Annotated in this window: 14 protein-coding genes and 1 pseudogene; 8 read left to right on the top strand and 7 right to left on the bottom strand. The window is 72.6% G+C overall.

What is annotated here, in order from left to right:
- Positions 1–78: 78 nt before the first annotated feature.
- Positions 79–1,539, top strand: a complete 1,461-nt coding sequence (locus SM418_RS11815; RefSeq protein ID WP_371966065.1) for a DUF1990 family protein — start codon at positions 79–81, stop codon at positions 1,537–1,539.
- Positions 1,536–2,198, top strand: a complete 663-nt coding sequence (locus SM418_RS11810; protein ID WP_371940550.1) for a DUF1990 family protein — start codon at positions 1,536–1,538, stop codon at positions 2,196–2,198. The genes SM418_RS11815 and SM418_RS11810 overlap by 4 nt, the downstream gene beginning before the upstream one ends.
- Before the next feature lie 60 nt (positions 2,199–2,258).
- On the opposite strand, the gene SM418_RS11805 is transcribed toward SM418_RS11810, so the two are convergent.
- The gene (locus SM418_RS11805; RefSeq protein WP_371940551.1) at positions 2,259–2,855 is read right to left on the bottom strand and encodes a TetR/AcrR family transcriptional regulator; all 597 of its coding nucleotides are present in this window, start codon (positions 2,853–2,855) and stop codon (positions 2,259–2,261) included.
- Between the two features lie 52 nt (positions 2,856–2,907).
- On the opposite strand from SM418_RS11805, the gene SM418_RS11800 reads away from it, so the two are divergent.
- The 5 genes from SM418_RS11800 to SM418_RS11780 all read left to right on the top strand — a co-directional run bounded on the left by SM418_RS11800 (position 2,908) and on the right by SM418_RS11780 (position 7,550).
- Positions 2,908–3,597 carry an enoyl-CoA hydratase-related protein gene (locus tag SM418_RS11800; RefSeq protein ID WP_371940552.1) on the top strand — a complete coding sequence of 230 codons (690 nt, stop codon included), beginning with the start codon at positions 2,908–2,910 and terminating at the stop codon, positions 3,595–3,597.
- A gap of 84 nt (positions 3,598–3,681) precedes the next feature.
- The gene (locus tag SM418_RS11795; RefSeq protein ID WP_371940553.1) at positions 3,682–4,893 is read left to right on the top strand and encodes a sensor histidine kinase; all 1,212 of its coding nucleotides are present in this window, start codon (positions 3,682–3,684) and stop codon (positions 4,891–4,893) included.
- Positions 4,890–5,543 carry a response regulator gene (locus tag SM418_RS11790; RefSeq protein WP_371940554.1) on the top strand — a complete coding sequence of 218 codons (654 nt, stop codon included), beginning with the start codon at positions 4,890–4,892 and terminating at the stop codon, positions 5,541–5,543. The genes SM418_RS11795 and SM418_RS11790 overlap by 4 nt, the downstream gene beginning before the upstream one ends.
- A 150-nt stretch (positions 5,544–5,693) precedes the next feature.
- Positions 5,694–6,326, top strand: a complete 633-nt coding sequence (locus tag SM418_RS11785; protein WP_371940555.1) for a hypothetical protein — start codon at positions 5,694–5,696, stop codon at positions 6,324–6,326.
- 39 nt (positions 6,327–6,365) lie between these two features.
- Positions 6,366–7,550 carry a serine hydrolase domain-containing protein gene (locus tag SM418_RS11780; protein ID WP_371940556.1) on the top strand — a complete coding sequence of 395 codons (1,185 nt, stop codon included), beginning with the start codon at positions 6,366–6,368 and terminating at the stop codon, positions 7,548–7,550.
- Here the strand turns inward: SM418_RS11780 and SM418_RS11775 are convergent.
- On the bottom strand, positions 7,534–8,967 hold the full coding sequence (locus SM418_RS11775) for a DHA2 family efflux MFS transporter permease subunit (protein WP_371940557.1): 1,434 nt from the start codon (positions 8,965–8,967) through the stop codon (positions 7,534–7,536). The genes SM418_RS11780 and SM418_RS11775 overlap by 17 nt on opposite strands.
- A 54-nt stretch (positions 8,968–9,021) precedes the next feature.
- Here SM418_RS11775 and SM418_RS11770 point away from each other — a divergent pair, with 54 nt between their 5' ends.
- Entirely contained in the window at positions 9,022–9,522 is a 501-nt protein-coding gene (locus SM418_RS11770; protein WP_371940558.1) for a MarR family winged helix-turn-helix transcriptional regulator, read from the top strand.
- Positions 9,523–9,573: 51 nt separating this feature from the next.
- Here SM418_RS11770 and SM418_RS11765 read toward each other — a convergent pair.
- The 5 genes and pseudogenes from SM418_RS11765 to SM418_RS11745 form a co-directional block, all read right to left on the bottom strand.
- A pseudogene (locus SM418_RS11765) lies at positions 9,574–9,834 on the bottom strand (substrate-binding domain-containing protein); the annotation flags it as partial.
- A 114-nt stretch (positions 9,835–9,948) separates the two neighbouring features.
- Entirely contained in the window at positions 9,949–11,313 is a 1,365-nt protein-coding gene (locus tag SM418_RS11760) for an OmpA family protein (protein WP_371940559.1), read from the bottom strand.
- Positions 11,314–12,246: 933 nt separating this feature from the next.
- Positions 12,247–13,845: a class I adenylate-forming enzyme family protein gene (locus SM418_RS11755; protein WP_371940560.1), complete on the bottom strand. Its 1,599-nt coding sequence runs from the start codon at positions 13,843–13,845 to the stop codon at positions 12,247–12,249.
- A gap of 38 nt (positions 13,846–13,883) precedes the next feature.
- On the bottom strand, positions 13,884–15,602 hold the full coding sequence (locus tag SM418_RS11750) for a CoA transferase (RefSeq protein WP_371940561.1): 1,719 nt from the start codon (positions 15,600–15,602) through the stop codon (positions 13,884–13,886).
- Positions 15,599–17,194, bottom strand: coding sequence for a class I adenylate-forming enzyme family protein (locus SM418_RS11745; protein ID WP_371940562.1), 1,596 nt, complete (start codon positions 17,192–17,194; stop codon positions 15,599–15,601). Before SM418_RS11745 ends, SM418_RS11750 begins: the two co-directional genes overlap by 4 nt.
- Positions 17,195–17,198 lie beyond the last annotated feature (4 nt).

Raw genomic sequence — 17,198 nt, 5'->3', positions numbered from 1 at the left:
GGTCAGGGCGGGTACGCACGGCGCGTCGGCCCGCCCGGAGCCGGGCGGGCCAATGGGGGCGAACAGCCGGGGGGCGCGATGCGAGTACGTTCGCGGCGCCGCGTGCGTGCGGTGCGCTGGCCCGTGGGCATGGGCATCGCGGCGTGGCGGTGGCTGCGGCGTTCTCGCGGGGTGCCGCGGCGCAGGCTGCACGCGGGGGTGCAGCCGGAGGTCGGGCGGCTACCGCAGCGGGACGGGGACCGGGTGCAGGATCCGCGGCAGGGCGTCGGACCGCTCTACCAGCGGCGTTACACGGTCCGCATCTCCGGCAGCCCGCTGACCGCCGCGGAACTGATCGACCGCGTCGGCGACGACCTCAACGCCGCCTCACCGGTGGAGATCGCCGTCTTCGACAAGACCTCGGGGGTGTCCCGGCCCCTGGAGATGGGAGACGAGTACGTCGTCCACATGCCGGGGCCGTGGAACTGTCCGGTCCGCGTCGTGGAACGCACACCGGTGTCATTCCGCTTCGTGACGCTGAGCGGCCATCTGGAGGCCGGGGAGATCGAGTTCCGGGCGACGCGAACCCGGGAGGGCGGCCTCGTCTTCACCATCGAGTCGTGGGCGCGAAGCGGTGACCGGCTGGCGGAGGTCCTCTACGAGAGGGTGGGCATCGCGAAGGAAATGCAGCTGCACATGTGGACGCATTTCTGCACCCGGGTCGCGGAGCTGTCCGGCGGCCACATGGTCGGCGGCGTGGGAGTCCAGACCGAACGGGCGGACGTCTCCGGCGCCGGGCGGGGGCAGCGCCTGGTCGGCCGCGCGGTCACCGCGGCGTTCGCGCGGACCTTCGCCCTGGCGGCGCGGCTGCGCGACCGGCCGCTGCATCCCAAGGGGCTCGTGTTCGACGCCACGCTCGTCCTGCACGGGACGTCCCAGCACTGGGGCGTTCCGCTCCTGGACGAGCGCACGGAACTGCAGGGCGAAGTACGGCTCTCCCGCGCGATCGGATTGCCGCCGCCGCTGCCGGACCTGCTGGGCCTGGCGCTGCGCTGGCGGCAGCCACCCGCGGGCGACGCGGCGGAAGCCACCGCCGAACTGCTGCTGGCCACGACCGGGCACAACCCGCTGGGCCGTCACCTGCTGCGGCCCGCGGCCCGCTGGAGCCCGGCCTTCTACGGTTCTCTGCTCGCCTACCGGGCCGGTGACCGCCGGATCCTGCTGGGCGCCGTCGCGCCGCCCGCACATCACGTCCCGGCCGACCTCACGTCGCTCGCGCACTCCGTGGACGAGCGGCCGCTATCCCTGAACCTCGTGGTGGCGACCGAGTTCGGCGCATGGGAGCGATTCGGCGAGCTGCGGCTCCTCGGGCCCGCGCGAGGCGATGGCAACGGATCGGCGCGCTTCAACCCCGCGCGCACCCCCATCCGGGGACTGCCCCCCGCGGGGTTCTTCCAGCAGGTGCGCGGCCCCACCTACGACGCCGTCCAGCACGCCGCCCGTCCCACCGGCGACTCGCGGCCGGCGCGACGTCGCCGGGCGGAGAGGACGGCCCCATGAGAGGGAGCACCCGGGTCCGGCGGCGGATGCTGCGGCGGCACGCCGACCTGAGCAGGCTTCCCCTCAACTTCGATCCGGACCGGCACGACATGAGCAGGCCGGAGGACGGCTGGCACGTCGACGACTACCTGCAGCCGCTGCCGGCGGAGCCGCCCGGCCCGCCGACCCCAGGCGGAAGCTGGGAGACCGCCCGCCGCCTGGTGCGGGACTACGAACACGCCGACCCGGCCATCATCCGGGAGGTCTACCGGTCGGGTCCGCCCGAACCGGGCAAGGACTTGCTCCTGCAAGGACGCTTCTACGGGCTGCGCTTCTACCTCGGGCTGCGCATCCACGACGTCGTCGACGGACACATCGAGCAGGACGGCCGCACGGCACGCGTGTGGGGCTGGAACTACCAGACCCTGAAGGGACACCTCGAACGCGGCCAGATGGACCAAGAAGTCCGCAAATGGCTCGACACCGGCGAGGTGGAATTCCACATTCACGTCTTCTCGCAGCGAGCGGACATCCCGAATCCCCTCGTCCGCATCGGCTTCATCCTCTTCGGCCGCTTCACCCAGCTCAGGTTCTACAGGCGAGCGTGCCGGCGCATGGAGAAACTGACGAAGGCCGCACTCGCCGCCCAACGTCAGCCCCCAGAAGAGAAACCGGCCTGACGGGCGGCCCTGCGGGGGCGCCTCATCACCGCAACCACCAGCGCCGCCGACCGCGCTGGATCAGCTGACGGAATCAGCGGACGCCGATCCGGGACGGCATTCCCGGATCGTCCGGGCCATGATCTCGGCCGTCACGCGCAACGGCCCGGTGTCATGGTTGGCACGGCTCAGCAGGAGCGCTCCCTCGAACGCCGCCAGGACGCAGGTCGCCAGATCCTCCGCCCGCTCGATCCCCTCCGCCGCCAGCCGCCGCGCCGTCGCCGCCCGCCAATCGGCGAACACCTCGGCGCACGCATGCCGCAGCGGCTCGCTGGTGCTGGCCGCCTCCAGCGCGACGGTCGCGATGGGGCACCCGTCGCCCCATCCCGACCGTTCCAGGGCGTCGATGCTCAGATGGAAGACGTCCCGTACGGCCTCGGCCGCGTCCCCCTCGGCCCGCCCGTACACCAGATCGAACAGCCGCGTGAAACGCGCCCCCGAATACCCGACCGCATCGACGCCCAGCTGTTCCTTCCCGCCGGGGAAGAAATGGTAGAGCGACCCCCACGGCGCCCCCGCCTCCGCTGTGACCTGTTTCAGCCCGGTCGCCGCGTACCCCTGCCTCCGGAACAACCGCGCCGCCGCCTCCAGCAGCCGCGCCCGCGTATCGGATCCCATCTCGCAAGCCTAGCCCTTGTCTCACTAGATCGATCTATCTAGTATCTCCGGCATGATCCGAACCGAGCGCCACGGCCCCGTCCAGCTGATCGTTCTCGACCGCCCCGAGCGCCGCAACGCCGTGGACGGCCCCATGGCGCGAGCCCTCGGCGAGGCCGTCGGCACCGCCGAGCACGACGCGGAGATCCGCGCCATCATCCTCACGGGCGCCGGCGGCGCCTTCTGCGCCGGGAACGATCTCAAGGCCATGGCCGCGGGCGACTTCCCCATGCCGACCGTGGACGGACCGCCGCCCATGCAGGTCACCCGGAAGCCCGCGGCCAAGCCCGTCATCGCCGCCATCGAGGGCTACTGCTTCGGCGGCGGCTTCGAACTCGCCCTCTGGGCGGACCTGCGCGTCGCCTCCGCCTCCGCCGAATTCGGCACCCTGAACCTTGCCCACGGCCTCCCCTGCCTGGACGCGGCCACGGTGCGCCTCCCCCGCCTCGTCGGTCAGGCCCGAGCGCTCGACATCCTCCTGACCGCCCGCCGCGTCCCCGCAAGGGAGGCGCTCACTCTCGGCCTCGTCTCCCACCTGGTCGAGCCCGGCCAGGCCCTGGAACACGCCCTGGCTCTCGCCGACGCCGTGGCCGCCCTGCCACCCGGAGCGCTGCACGCCGCCCGCCGCTCCGTCCTGGAGCAGTGGTCCCTCCCGGAGGACGAAGCCTTTCGGAACGAAGCCCGCCTCGCCCTCCGGCCCTAGGCCGCAGACGATGTCCGGCAGCCGTTCCGCGTGACCACCATGGTGGTCGCCGCCCAGGGGCGCCGGAGCCCCGATACTAGGTAGATGTCGGATCTGCTCCGCGGTTTCGGTCTTCGCCCGCGACCGCCGTCGCGGTCGCGGGCGGGTGACGGCCGTCTCGTGGACGTGCTGGTCGCCGCGGCGGTCGCCGTCCCGGTGTTCGTTCCGTTCGCCACCGCGCCGCAGGTCACTCCGCTGGGCGTGGTGTTCAACCTCGGCACGGTCGTGCCGCTCGTATGGCGACGGCGGGCGCCGTTCGCGATCGCGCTGGTCGTCGCGTGCTTCACCTTGGCGGTCTCGCTGCACGACCGTCCGGGCCAGGCGCTGCAGTACGGCGTGCTGGTGGCCATCTACACACTCGCCGACCTGGGGCGGAATCGCTGGCAGCGGTGGGGGTTCATCGGCGCGCTCATGGCAATGATTCCGCCCGGCGCGCTCGTCAACGGCAACGACGCAGGCGAGTTCATGTTCACGCTGCTGCTGCCCATGACGGCGTTCCTGCTGGGCACGCTGGCGCGGACCGCACGGGAACGGTCGGACGCGCTGGTGGAACGCTCCGCGCAGCTCGAACGCGAACGCGAGGCGCTCGAACGTGAACGCGCCGCCGAGGCCGCGCGGGCGGCGGCGGAGGAGCGGGCCCGTATCGCCCGCGACATGCACGACGTGCTCGCGCACGCCGTCAGCATCATGGTCGTCCAGGCCGAAGCCGGTCCGGTGGTGGTCCGCTCCGATCCCGACCAGGCCGAACAGGTCTTCGACGCGATCGCCGACGCGGGCCGCGACGCGATGGCCCAGCTGCGCCGGATGCTCGGCGTCCTCAAGGAGGAGCAGGACCACGGGGTACGCGCGCCTCAGCCGACTCTCGGCGCGCTGCCCGGCCTGGTCGAGCACGTCGACCGCACCCAGGTCCAGGTGCGCCTCACGGTCGAGGGCGTGAGCCGTGACCTCCCGTCCGACGTGGACGTGGCGGCGTACCGCATCGTGCAGGAGGCGCTCACCAACACGGTGAAGCACGCCAACGCCCGGACGGCCGAGGTCCGGCTCCGCTGGACCGACCACGAACTGGAGATCACGGTGACCGACGACGGGCAGGGCCACGAGGAAGGGGAGCCGGGGTGGCGGCGGGGCGGCGACGGCCTCATCGGCATCCGTGAACGCGTCGGCGCCTGCGGCGGCACGGCCGAGGCCGGCCCCCTGCCGGGCGGCGGGTTCCGGGTCGTCGCGCGTCTCCCCCACACCGCGACGGTGGCCGCGTGATCCGGGTCGTGCTGGCCGACGACCAGGAACTCGTCCGCAGCGGCTTCGCGATGATCCTCGACGCGCAGCCCGACATCGAGGTGGTGGGCGAGGCCGGCGACGGCACCGCCGCGATCGCCGCCGTAGACGAGCACGACCCCGACGTCGTGCTGCTCGACATCCGCATGCCGGGCCTGGACGGCATCGAGACCGCCAAGGTCGTGTGCGCGCGAACCCGGACCCGCGCGATCATGCTCACCACGTTCGACCAGGACGACTACGTCTACGACGCGCTCTACGCCGGTGCGAGCGGGTTCCTGCTGAAGGACGTGCGCCGCGACGACCTCGTCCACGCGGTCCGGGTGGTGGCGGCGGGAGAGTCGCTGCTCGCGCCCGCCGTCACCCGCCGCCTCATCTCCGACATCACGCGCACCCGCCCGCGGGCCGGCGCGACCGCCTCCGACCGCCTGTCCGTCCTGACCGAACGGGAGCGCGAGACCCTGCGGCTCCTCGGCCGCGGCCTGTCGAACGCGGAGATCGCCGCGGCCATGGTCGTCAGCGAGCACACCGTGAAGACCCACGTGAGCAACGTCCTGGCGAAGCTCGGCATCCGCGACCGCGTCCAGGCCGTGATCGCCGCGTACGAGACCCGGCTGATCGAGCCCGCCTGAGGGCCTCCGTCGAGCGAGGGAGGCGCACCCCGCCTCTCCCTCGCGTGACCGATGCCCGAAGACCGCTCGCGGCGGCGATCCGCCCGGCCGCCGGTTCCCCAAGGATCGGGAGCGTAAGAACGCAGCGCTCGAAACCCAGGAGAACCGCTCATGGCCAGGATCGCCTTCCATCTCGCCCCTGCCCTCATGCTCGCCTACGGACTCGTCCGGCTCGTCGACGGCCGTGACGGGCAGCACGGGCCAGGCCCCGCCTGGACGGTGGGCCATCTGCTCTTCCTTGGCTCCCTCCTGCTGTACGGCGGGGTGATCGCCGGCGTGTACGGCCGGATCCGGGCCACGGCCGGGGGCACCGCACGCCGGGCCACAGCCGGAGTCGCGACCGCGGTCGCCGCCTTCGGACTGGTGACGTTCGTCCGCGTCGCGATCGTCGACATCGTCGTCGGCCTGCGCGCCGCGGACAGCGCCGAGAAGAGCATGCTCGCCGACCGGTACGCGGACGTCCCCGCCGTACTCCCCCAGGCGTTGTACGAGATCGGCCCGGTCTTCTTCATGATCGGACTGATCGCGCTGCTCGTGCAGTCCGCGCTCGTCACCCCGGGGCGCAAGGCGATGGCCGCCCTGGGTCCCGTCCTGGTCGCCGTCGGCTTCGTCGCCATCACGATCGACCTGGACCTGCTCCCGGCGGGAGCGGCGCTGATCTGGCTCGCTCTCGTCCCGTTCACCCGCGAGCAGAGCCCGTCCTCCCCCACGCACGTCCGGACCGAGGCTCGCGTAGCGGCCTAGCCCGACCGTCAGTCACTACCAGTCACAATGGAGAGACACGTGATCAAGCAAAGGCATGCGCTCCGTGGCGCACTCACGCTGGCCGTGGCAGCCGGTGTCGCGCTGGGCGTCCTGACCGGCACCGGTACCGGCGCGCAGGCCGCCGGCACCGCCGCCGGAGACGGCGCCGACCAGGCTCGGCTGGATCGACTCATGCACCGGCTGACCACGGTCGACGGCGGGCCCGGAGCGCTCCTGCACCTGCGGGATCGGCGCGGCGGCACGGTGCTGACCAGCGGCGTCGCGGACGTGAACAGCCGGGCGCCGGTGCCCCGCGACAGCAGGTTCCGGATCGGCAGCATGACCAAGCCGTTCGTGGCCACGGTCGTACTCCAGCTCGTGGGAGAGCATCGCGTCTCGCTCGACGCGGCGGTGGAACGCTATCTGCCCGGCGTCGTCGGTGGAAACGGCAACGACGGGCGGAAGATCACCGTCCGCCAGTTGCTGCAGCACACCAGCGGCCTGCCCGACTACCTCTCCTACCTCGACCCGCGGCAGATCCTCACGGACCCGCTCGCCCACCACGACGCGCGCGATCTGGTGAACCTCGCGCTCGCCCATCCACCGAAGTTCGCGCCCGGCGCCGGCTGGCGCTACTCCAACACCAACTACCTGCTGGCCGGAATGATCATCGAGAAGGTGACCGGCCGCACCTGGGCCGAGGAGATCGACCGGCGCGTCATCACCCCGCTGGGCCTGCGCGAGACGTCCGTGCCGGGCGACGCCCCGGCGATCCCCGGACCGCACCCGCACGGGTACGTGCGGCCGGGCGAGGACGCGCCGCTCATGGATCTCACCGCGTTCAACCCCTCGGTCGCGGGCGCATCCGGCGGGATGATCTCCAGCGGCGCGGATTTCAACCGGTTCCTGGGCGCACTCGTCGACGGCAGGCTGCTGCGCCCGGCCCAGCTGCGGGAGATGATGCGGACCCGGCCCACCGGCGACTCCGACGGGCGCGCCTACGGCCTCGGCCTGGAGAGCAGGCCACTGCCCTGCGGCGGTCTGTACTGGGGCCACGGCGGTGACGTCTTCGGTTACGAGACCGCGGGCGGGGCCACGGTCGACGGCGGCCAGGCGACGGTCATGGTGAACCTCGACCCGGGCGGTTCGGACGCGCAGAGCGACGACATGAAGACCGCCGTCCAGATGGCGCTCTGCCTGCACCGGTCTACGGCCTCCCGGTAGCGCGGGCGGGCGGAAGCGGGGGCGGCGCGGCGGGCAGGAACGGCACGACGACGAGGACGACGGCGAGCAGGCCGAGCGCCCACGCGAAGGTGTGCGCGAACGCTGCGTCGACGGCCCCCTGGCCGGCGTCCGCGTCGCCGGCGGCGAGCCGTTGGTGGAGGATGCCCGCGATGACGACGGTGCCGAATGAGGCGCCGACACGCTGGACGATGTTCAGCAGGCTCGTGGCCCGGGGGATCGCCGTCGGCCGGACATCGCGGTAGCTCGTGGCCGAGACGGCGACCCCGACCCCGCCGAGCCCGGCCCCCAGCGCCACCAGCCCCGCGGACAGGACGAAGAGGGGCGCGTCGCCGGCGACGACGAACACCGTGACGCCGGTTCCGGCCAGCACCGCCCCGGCGAGTGCCACGATTCGCGGGCCGAAGCGGTCGGCCGACCGTCCAGCAGCCCAGAGTCCGGCCATCAGACCGAGGCCTTGGGGGGCCAGCAGCAGACCGACTTGCGAGACGGGAACGCCGCGGGCCTGCTGATAGAAGAGCGGCAGGAGCAGCATCGGAGCGTACAGGCACGCTCCCGAGAGGAACATCAGGACGGTCGCGACCGAGAACGACGGAAGCCGAAGCAACCTCAGGTCGATGATCGCGCGGTCACCGTTGTTCTTGGCGTGCAGGACGAATCCGGCGAGCAGCCCCATGCCACCTGTCAGCAACACGATCGAGCCCGCCGACGCACTCTGCAACTCACCGACCGCCGACAGGCCGGCCAGGATCGCGACGATCGCCGGGATCATGAGCAGAGCGCCGGCCCAGTCGAACGGCACCGAGCGACGCGCGTCCGTCACGTGCAGGTGACGCCGGGCGAGGGCGATGGCGAGCAGGCAGAGAGGCACGTTGACCAGGAAGATCCACCGCCAGCCGAGCGAACCGAGGATCACGCCGCCCAGCACCGGGCCGAGGATCGGTGCGAGCTGTCCGGGGATGCCGATCATCCCCATGACCCGGCCCATTCGTCGCGGCCCGGCGGCTCCGGCCAGGATCGCCTGGACCAGGGGGAGGATGAGCCCGCCGCCGAGGCCCTGCAGGACCCGCGCGGCGATCAGGCTCTCGATGGACCACGCGAGCCCGCACAGCACGGAGCCGGCCATGAACAGCGACAGCGTCACCAGCCAGACCCGCCGGGCGCCCCAGCGGTCGGTCAGCCAGCCCATCGTCGGGATCGCCGCCGCCATCGCGAGCAGGTAACCGGTCGTGGCCCACTGGGCCATCGAGACCGTCGTGCCGAACGCGCGGGTCAGGTCGTCGATCGCGACGGCGACGATCGTCGTGTCCAGCAACGCGACCGACGCGCCGGCCAGCAGCACCCCCATCAGACGCAGCAGGTCCCGGTCGAGGCGCTCGACCCCGGCATTTGTTGGCATGCCAACAGAGTAGCTGGATTGCTGGCATGCCAACAAGTTCGCTAGGCTGTGACCGTGACTGCGACCGGCTCACCGGACGACCCCAAGGCTGGACGAGCGACGCGGCCCCCGCACGTCGGCACCAGCATCGAAGGCGCCCCGATCGGATCGCTGCTCCTGCAGGTCGTCCGTGCCCACGCACGAGTGGGGACCGAGCTGCTCAACGAGGCGGGAGTCGCCTCGCCGCACGAGATCGTGCTGCTCTACCTCGACGCCCGCGGCCCCGTGCCCCAGACCGACCTCGTCCACTACATGGGCCGCGACCGCTCCACCGTCACCGCGACCCTCCAGGCGATGGAGCGGGCCGGGCTCGTCACCCGCACCGCGTCGCCGACCGACAGGCGCGCCATGATCGTCCAACTCTCGCGGAAGGGACGCGACGCCGTCCCACGCGCCCAGGCGGCATGGCGCGAACTCGAACGCCGCACCACCAGCGCCCTCACGCCGAAACAGCAGGCCGACTTGATGGACGCGCTGTCCGCCGTCCGCGACGCGCTCAACGGCCCCGCGAGATAGACGCAGATCCAGCATCCGCTGCCCCATGACCCAGGTGGGTTGCTGGACCGTGGTCAGCGTCAGCTCCCCGAAACATAGACCCGCGTCCTCGAAGCCGGTCACCGCCACGTCGTCGGGGACCCTCCGCCCCTGCCGCTCCAGCTCGCGCAGCGCGCCGAGCGCCATGTTGTCCGACGCGGCGAACACGGCGTCCACATTTGCCTGCTCGGTGAGTATCCGGCGCCGCAGCTGGTGGAGTTCGGCGACTTCAGCGAGTCCAGCGGTGTCCTGGCGATGAATGCTGCTTTCAAGGATCCGAAGAACGGACGACATCGCGGCAGAGTTCATCTGCGATACCAGGCTTGTCCTCCGTCAATCGGCTTGAACAGCGCCACTTTGCGCTCTCGCAGCAGGCTCGGCATGTCGCGCCTTTGAAACTCCCGTCGGTTACCTGACGGCGATGCCTTTGATCCGGGCCCCGGGCTCGCCGTCCCAGGGAATGTCGATGTCCACCGTGTCAGCCTGGGCGGGTAGCCGGTAGACACCCGAGAAGGTCATCGACTCCCCCGGGTCGAGGGTCTGCTTGGCATCGCTGCGGAGCAAGGTGGTGCAGAGGCACTCCATGCTGGAGGCGCGCAGCGGGTAGTACCAGACGTTGTCGGCAGTGTCGAGGACGGAGATGCCGTCAGTGCTGTTCGGCATTGGGGTCATCCTGCCGTTGTAATACAGGTCCAGCTCGAACCTCGAGTGCACGTCAGCCTGGGACCGCCCGTTGTTCCGCAGCGTCCAGACCAAGGTCGTCAGTCCCGCCGGATCACGGTGCAGGGAGTTCACCTGGATCTGCAGGTCCTTGGCCGCCGCAGGGGTGAACCTGGCGGTGCGCGACGACGCCGGCTTCCCCGGGGACCAGCTGTAGGCGCGGCCGCTCGTCGGAGCCGGCGGAGGGGCGGGCAGGGGGAAGCTCACGGTGACCCGGCGGTTCTTGCGGCGCCCGCTGTCGCTGTCGTTGGAGGCCACCGGGTCGGCCGAACCGTGCCCGGCGGTCCGGTAGGCGACGCCCGCGCGGGTGACCAGTCCCTTGAGCCGGTCGGCCACGGCCTTGGCACGCCGGTGCGACAGCGGCCGGTTGATGGCGTCGTCGCCGCTGGAGTCGGTGTAGCCGTCGACCTTGACGACGGTGCCGTTCGAGGCGTCGATCTGCTTGGCCACGCCGCGCAGCAGCGCGTCCGCCTTCGCGGTGAGGTCGGCCTTGTTCAGCGCGAACAGGACGTCGGACGAAAGGCGCACGGCACGTTCGTCACCGTCCTCGTCCACGGACTGGTCGTCGCCTTCGGCGACCCCCGCCACGGTCAGGACGCGCGGTGCGGCGAGCTTCACCGAAGCCGGGTCGACGGTCTGGTCCGGGAGCGGCCGGACCGGGCCGTCGGAGATCGGAACGTCCTGCATCGGCACGGTCAGCGGGATCGTCACCGTCGCCCTCTTCACTCCGGCGGGCGGAGCGGGGAAGACAGCGTAGATGTCCACCGAGCCGCGCGGGGCGACCTCCTCGCCGCCGGGGTCGGAGCACAGGCAGGTGCCGTCGGCCCTCCTCAGCGGCATGTAGAGCTTGCCGCCTGCCCCGTCGAGTAACCCGATGCCGTTCGCCTCCAGGCTGTTGATGTCGCCCTCTCGGCCGCCCTCGAAGAAGCTGATCTGCAGCTTCATTGGGCTCTGGCCGTCGTTGACGACGCGGAACTGCCCGGTGACGGTGGTACCGGACGTCCTGCTCAGCGCGAGGAGCTCGACGTGCGCGGGCCCCGCATGGTGGGCCATCGGAACCGCTACCCGCGTGCCGGACGCCTTGCCGGCAGGCCCGCCCGTCTTCCTCGCAGCGCCGCCCTCGTCACCACTGCCGCCCTCGTCACCACCGCCGCACGCGGACAGGGCGACGAGAAGCGCCGCCGCCCCCGCTCCCGCGCGATGGCCCCAAGCCTTTTCCCCGCAACGTCCGAACATTTCTCCGCTCCCGTTCCACGGAATGAACCTTTCATCTTGATCGTGCTGGTCAGAGGCCGGTTGCGGGGCGGACCGGCCAGTGACGCAGAGCGGCCCTCGACGCTGCGAGTCGACCAAAGCAACTGCACATCCGGGAGCCTCTGGCGTTTCTACCGCGCCGCGTTCGATCTGTCGTCCGATATCCGTAGAACGGGCGACGATCTGCACGCCGATCGGCGGCGCGCCGTCGCCCGGACGTTTGGTGTGCGCCCTGGCAGTAGATCGACTCGTGCAGCAGCGCGTCGAACTTGCTCTCCGCGCCGAAGTGGATGCCGAGCGTCCGGAAGCGCCGCGGGTGAGCCTGTCCCCGCCCGGCAGCCGGACGTCCCGCTGGCGCAGCGCCTCCACCACCTGCCGGGCGGTCGGCGCGTCATCGGGATAGCGCTCGAAGTAGCGTTCGTTGTGCGCCGGTACGCGGGGGTAGGCGGCCCGGTAGACGTCCTCGGCCGACGCCTCCAGCAGCGGCGTGTCCGGGCCAGGTAGAGCAGGAAGGGGAGGTCCGCCGCGGGCCGGTCCGCCGCGGTCACCTCTCTGGCGAACAGTTCGATCCGGTCCCCGCCGGGGTCGGCATGATCGAGCGGGACGTCGAGAGTGTGCTCAGTGAACACGAGACCAGAGTGCCGATACATCACCCTGTCATCGTCCCGAGACGACGAGCCACGAGACCAATCCCAACCATCTATATTCGCGGCATTATGGGGTCAAAGTAGGTCATTGCCCGGCGGAGTCCGCCGGGACGGCGGCCCTCTCGGCGAGGCTGGTGAGGGCGGAGACGTCGACCTTGCCGGTGGGGCCGAGCGGGAGTTCGGGCAGCACCAGGAAGCGTTCGGGCAGGCCGCGCTTGTCCAGGTCGCGTTCCAGCAGGTACGTGATCAGGGCGGCCGGGGACGGCCGTCCGGCTCCGGGGCGCGGCGCCAGGCAGGCGCACATCCGTTCGCCCAGGTCCGCATCGTGCACCGGGACGCAGTGCACGTCGGCGATGTCGGGGTGGCCGATGAGCGCGCGCTCCACCTCTGCCGGGGATATCCCGATGCCGCCGCGGATGACGATGCGCTTGAGCCGGTCGAGTACCCACAGCGTGCCGCCGTCGTCCAGGCGGCCGAGGTCGCCGGTGCGCACCCAGCCGCCGGGGGCCCGGTGCCGGGCGTCCAGCTCCGGCGCCGCGACGTAGCACAGCGGGGTCATCGGCCCGAGCGCCCAGATCTCCCCCGCCCGGCCGGGCGGCAGGGGCCGTCCCTCCGGGTCGCGGACGCTGATCCGCGCCACCCGGGGATCGGGAACGCCCGCCAGCCCCGGTTCCCAGCGGGACGGGTCGCGGCCGGTGTGGCAGTTGACCCCGTCGCTGGAGCCGTAGACGTTGACGGGCGGCATGCCGAACCGGCGGACGCAGGCGTCCCGGACGTGCCGGTGCACCGGTCCCGCACTGGAGACGACGACGTCGAGGGAGGACAGGTCCGCGCCGGTTTCGCATTCGCTCATCCGCCACAGCATGGTGGGAACGCCGAACAGATGGGTGGGACGGTGCCGCTCGACGGCGTCGAGCGCGGCGGCGGCGTCGAAGCGCGGGAGCAGTACCAGCGTGCCGCCGTGGCGTGCGACGATCCCCGAGGTCGCCAGCGACCCGTACGACGACGCGAGCGAGACCAGCACCAGCGCCCGCATCGGCCCGGATCCGCGTTTCAGGGCGGCCACGTAGTTGCCGCGCCCGCCTCCCATGGCGTTGTGGGAGTAGGCCACCATCTTCGGTTCCGACTCCGAGCCCGAAGAGATCAGGATGCGGGCCGGAGCTTCCGGGTCGACGCTCGCGGGGCGGAAGGCCCGCACGTCGCCGTCGCCCGCCTCGCCCAGGGAGTGGATTCCCTCGGACGGCGGCGTTCCCGGCGTCCACATCTGCAACCCGTCCAGGCCGCCGGCCGTCGCGACCGTCTCCGGGGCGGTGATGAGCGCGGCCGCGCGGGACCGGCGCAGGAGGCGCGCGACGTCGCGCGGCCCGTGCGTATGCGGGATCGGCAGGGCCACGGCGCCGATCGCCGCGATCGCCAGCTCGGCGATGACGGCGTCGCGTCCGTTCGGCAGCAGGACGGCGATGATGTCGGCCGGCCCCCGGCCGGCGACCCGCAACGCGGCGCCCGCCCGGCGGACGCGTTCGTCCAGCGCGGCGTAGCCGAGCACGCCCGCGCCGTCAATGACGGCGTCACGTTCCGGCGCGGCGCGGACGTGGTCGCGGAACAGCGCATAGAGGTCCCGGCCGGGGCACAGCCCGGCGGCGGTCCAGGCCGCGCGCGTCTCGGCGGGAACCAGGTCGGCCATGGTGACGCCGTTGGCCGATCTCCATGCGGAAGCGGATCTCATATGTCCTCTCTCCGGGGGTGCGTGGGCTGCGGGGCGAACGTCCACGGGCTGCGGCTGTAGGCGGCTTCGCCGTCGGTTTCGAAGAGCGCCTCGTACGCGGGGTCGGCGGCCATCGCGGCGAGGTCCGTCACCACGGGTGCGGTCGGCGCCGTCTCCGCGATCGGACGGTCGGCGTGCGCGGCGCGCAGGAGGCGGGCGGCGTCGACCAGCGCGGTCTCGACGCGGACGCCGGCGCCGGCGCGGGCGCGGGCGAGCAGGCCCGCGACGGTCCCTTCGGCGCTGATGAGGGCTCCGAGGACGTCGACGACGGTCAGCAGCGTCGGCGCCGGAGGCCGCCCGTGCTCCGCCAGCAGCGCCGCGACCCCCGTGTACGCCTGGACGAGATAGTCGGTGCCCATGGGCTGCGGCGTGGGGTGGACCTCGGCCCAGCCTCCGGCGTGCGCGTAGACGAGGCCCGGCCGGACGGCGGCCAGGTCACCGGCGTCCATCTCGAACAGGCCCGCACGACCGGGCGGCCAGTTCTGCAGGAAGACGTCCGACGAGGCGAGCAGCCGGAGCGCCGTCTCGCGGCCCGCGCGGGTCTTCAGGTCGGCCTCGACGGCGTCCTTGCCCCGGTTCAGTGCGCGGAAGCGGGCGGAGCAGTCGCCCGCCATGGGCGGGACGCCGCGCATGGGGTCGCCGCCGGGCGGTTCCAGGCGGACGATCTCGGCGCCGAGCAGGCCGAGCAGGTGCCCGGCGAGGGGCCCTTGGACGCGGTTGGTGGCCTCGGCGACGCGCACACCGCCGAGCGGCGCATGCCCGCTCGCGCGATGGGACGCCGGGCCGCTGGCCGGATCCGTCCCCGCGGGGGTGATGGCGCGAAGCCGCCAGGGGGACGCGGGCGGCGGCGGCAAGGGTCGTGTCGCGTCCTCGTCCACCTCCACGATGCTGACCCCGGCGGCGCGGGCGGCGGCACGGATGAACGGGTGGTCGAGCGTCCCCGCCGCGTCCTCCAGCGCGGGTGGAAGCGCGCAGGTCGCGGTGGCGAAGCGCTGCTGGAAGGGCGGCCAGCCCGCGACGATCGCGGGCCGTGCGGCACCGAGCGCGGTCCAGAACGCCAGCCAGTTCTCGGCGGCGAACGTCTCGATCTCGAAGCGGACGCCGTCGGCCGACCGGAACGGCGGCGTCCGCTCGGTGGCCGCGAGCGGACGCCGCCCGGCACCCGGATCCGACGTTGCGGCGGCGACGTACTGGGTGAGGGCCAGCGCCGCCGCCTGCGCGACGGAGGTCACCGCGCGGACGGGCGTCCCGCCCCGCAGCACGGCCAGCATCCCGGCGGCGATCGCCTGGGCCGCGAGCACACCGGCGCACACTGAGGCGAAATCGACCCGGAGCGCGCGCGGCGCACCGGTGGCGCGCCCGTGGACGTGCATGATGCCGCACGCGGCCTGCACGTCGCGCTCCCCCGCCATGGGCACCCCGACCGGCCCGGACCAGCTGATTCGGCACTCGGGCAGAGCGCGATCCCCGGGTACGAAGGTCGCGTGGACGACGCCCAGCCACCCGGTGGGCGCGTCCGGCGGCGGTGGCACGTCACCGGTCTCGACCACGCAGCCGAGCGCGCGCAACCGGGCGGCGGCGACGCGGACCACGAGCGTGTCACCGAGCGCGCGCACGACCGTCCCGTCCAGGGGGCGGGCCGTGAGATCCGCCAGGGTCCGGGTCGCCGTTCTCACGTCCACTTCCCCGTCCCGTGGGTCCCGGGTTCCAGGCCCAGGTGCTCGCGTAAGGCCGCTCGCCGCACCTTGCCGGTCGCGGTGCGCGGTAGCCGCCCCCACTCCATGAGGACGGGGTCGGCGAGTTCCGGCAGGTCGGCGACGGCGTCCCGCCACTGCTCCGGATCCAGGCGACCGTCCTCGACGACGAGCACGGGCTGGGCGGGACGGCCGGGGACGCTCAGCACGACGCATTCGCCGACGCCGGGCAGCCTGTCCTCGATGACGTCCTCCACCTCGACGCAACTGGCCTGCGGAAGGGCGTCGGTCTCCCGGTCCAGCAGGAGCAGCCGCCCGCTCCGGGTGAGGACGCCGAGGTCACCGGTGATGAACCACTGCCCGGCGCGTTTGCGCAGGTAGCGTTCCCGCTCGCCGACGTAGTCCAGGCACAGCGCCTTGGTGCTGCACGCCAGCAGGCCGGCCGTGCCGCGCGGGACGGGACGCAGCGTATCGCGGTCGACGACGCGCAACCGCGTGCGGCCGGGGACGGGACGGCCGAGGTCGCGGGTCGTCGGATGCCGGCCGTGCTCGGCCCGCATGGCGCGCCGGGTGAGGAAGCGGAAGGTCAGCGGCCCCGTCTCGCTCTGCCCCCAGCCCTGCAGCCAGATCGGACGCGGATGCCGGGTCGCGTTGAGGAAGGTGCGGACGGTCGGCGGGTGCACGGCGTCGAACGTGCTGATGTAGAGGCGGACGCGGTCGAACGCCCCCGACCGCGTGCGGGAGCGCCAGCGCACGAAGGTCGAGGGCTGCGCCTCCACGATGGTCGGGCGGTGCTCGTCCAGCGGCAGGCGGGCCTCGGCCCAGTCGGCGGAGGTGATCACCACCATCTTCGCGGGGCCGAGGGCCGACACGGCGGCCGTCCAGGCGAGCGCCCGCCCGTGGGCGAAGGAGAAGGCGGCCGCCACCACGTCGTCCGGGCGGCTGGCGAGCACGGGCCACCGGTGGGCCTCGAAGCCGGCGAGGCGCCGCAGCAGCGTGCGGGTGGAGTGCACGACGAGCTTCGGCACACCGGTCGTGCCCGAGGTGTGGACGATGGCGAGCGGGTCGTCGACTCGCGGACGGCGGGGCGCGGGGGCGGTGTGGCCGCGCACGTCGTCGAGCGACAGCGCGGACGGGTCACCGGCCTCCCCGTCGAGCACGAGCGTCCGGACGTCCGCGTGCTCCGCCGGGCGGCGGTCCGCCGTCCGCGCCGAGTCCACGACCAGCAGTGCCGGATCCAGCCGTTTGAGGAGGATGTCCAGCACGTCCGTCTCCAGGTGCGCCGACAGCGGCACGGGCACCGCGCCGAGGCGGGCGGCCGCGCAGCACAGCAGCACCAGATCCCAGTGGTCGCGCTTGCTGATGGCGACGCGGTCGCCCGGTTTCACCCCCGCGGCGGCGAACCATCCGGCGGCGGTGCGGACGAGCCCGGCGAGGGCGGGCGGATCCAGGACGGTGCCCATGCCGGGGGCGATGTCCAGCGGGCGGCTGAGGTGCACCGTGGTGGAGTGGCCGCGGTCGGCCACGTCCTCGAACAGCGTGCCCAGCTCGATGCGCTTGCCGAAGAGAGCCATCTCG

Source organism: Actinomadura chokoriensis (assembly GCF_041463665.1).
Classification (GTDB): Bacteria; Actinomycetota; Actinomycetes; order Streptosporangiales; family Streptosporangiaceae; genus Spirillospora; species Spirillospora chokoriensis_A.
Note: the sequence above shows the minus strand (reverse complement) of the source record. Positions and strands in the feature narration are given on the sequence as shown.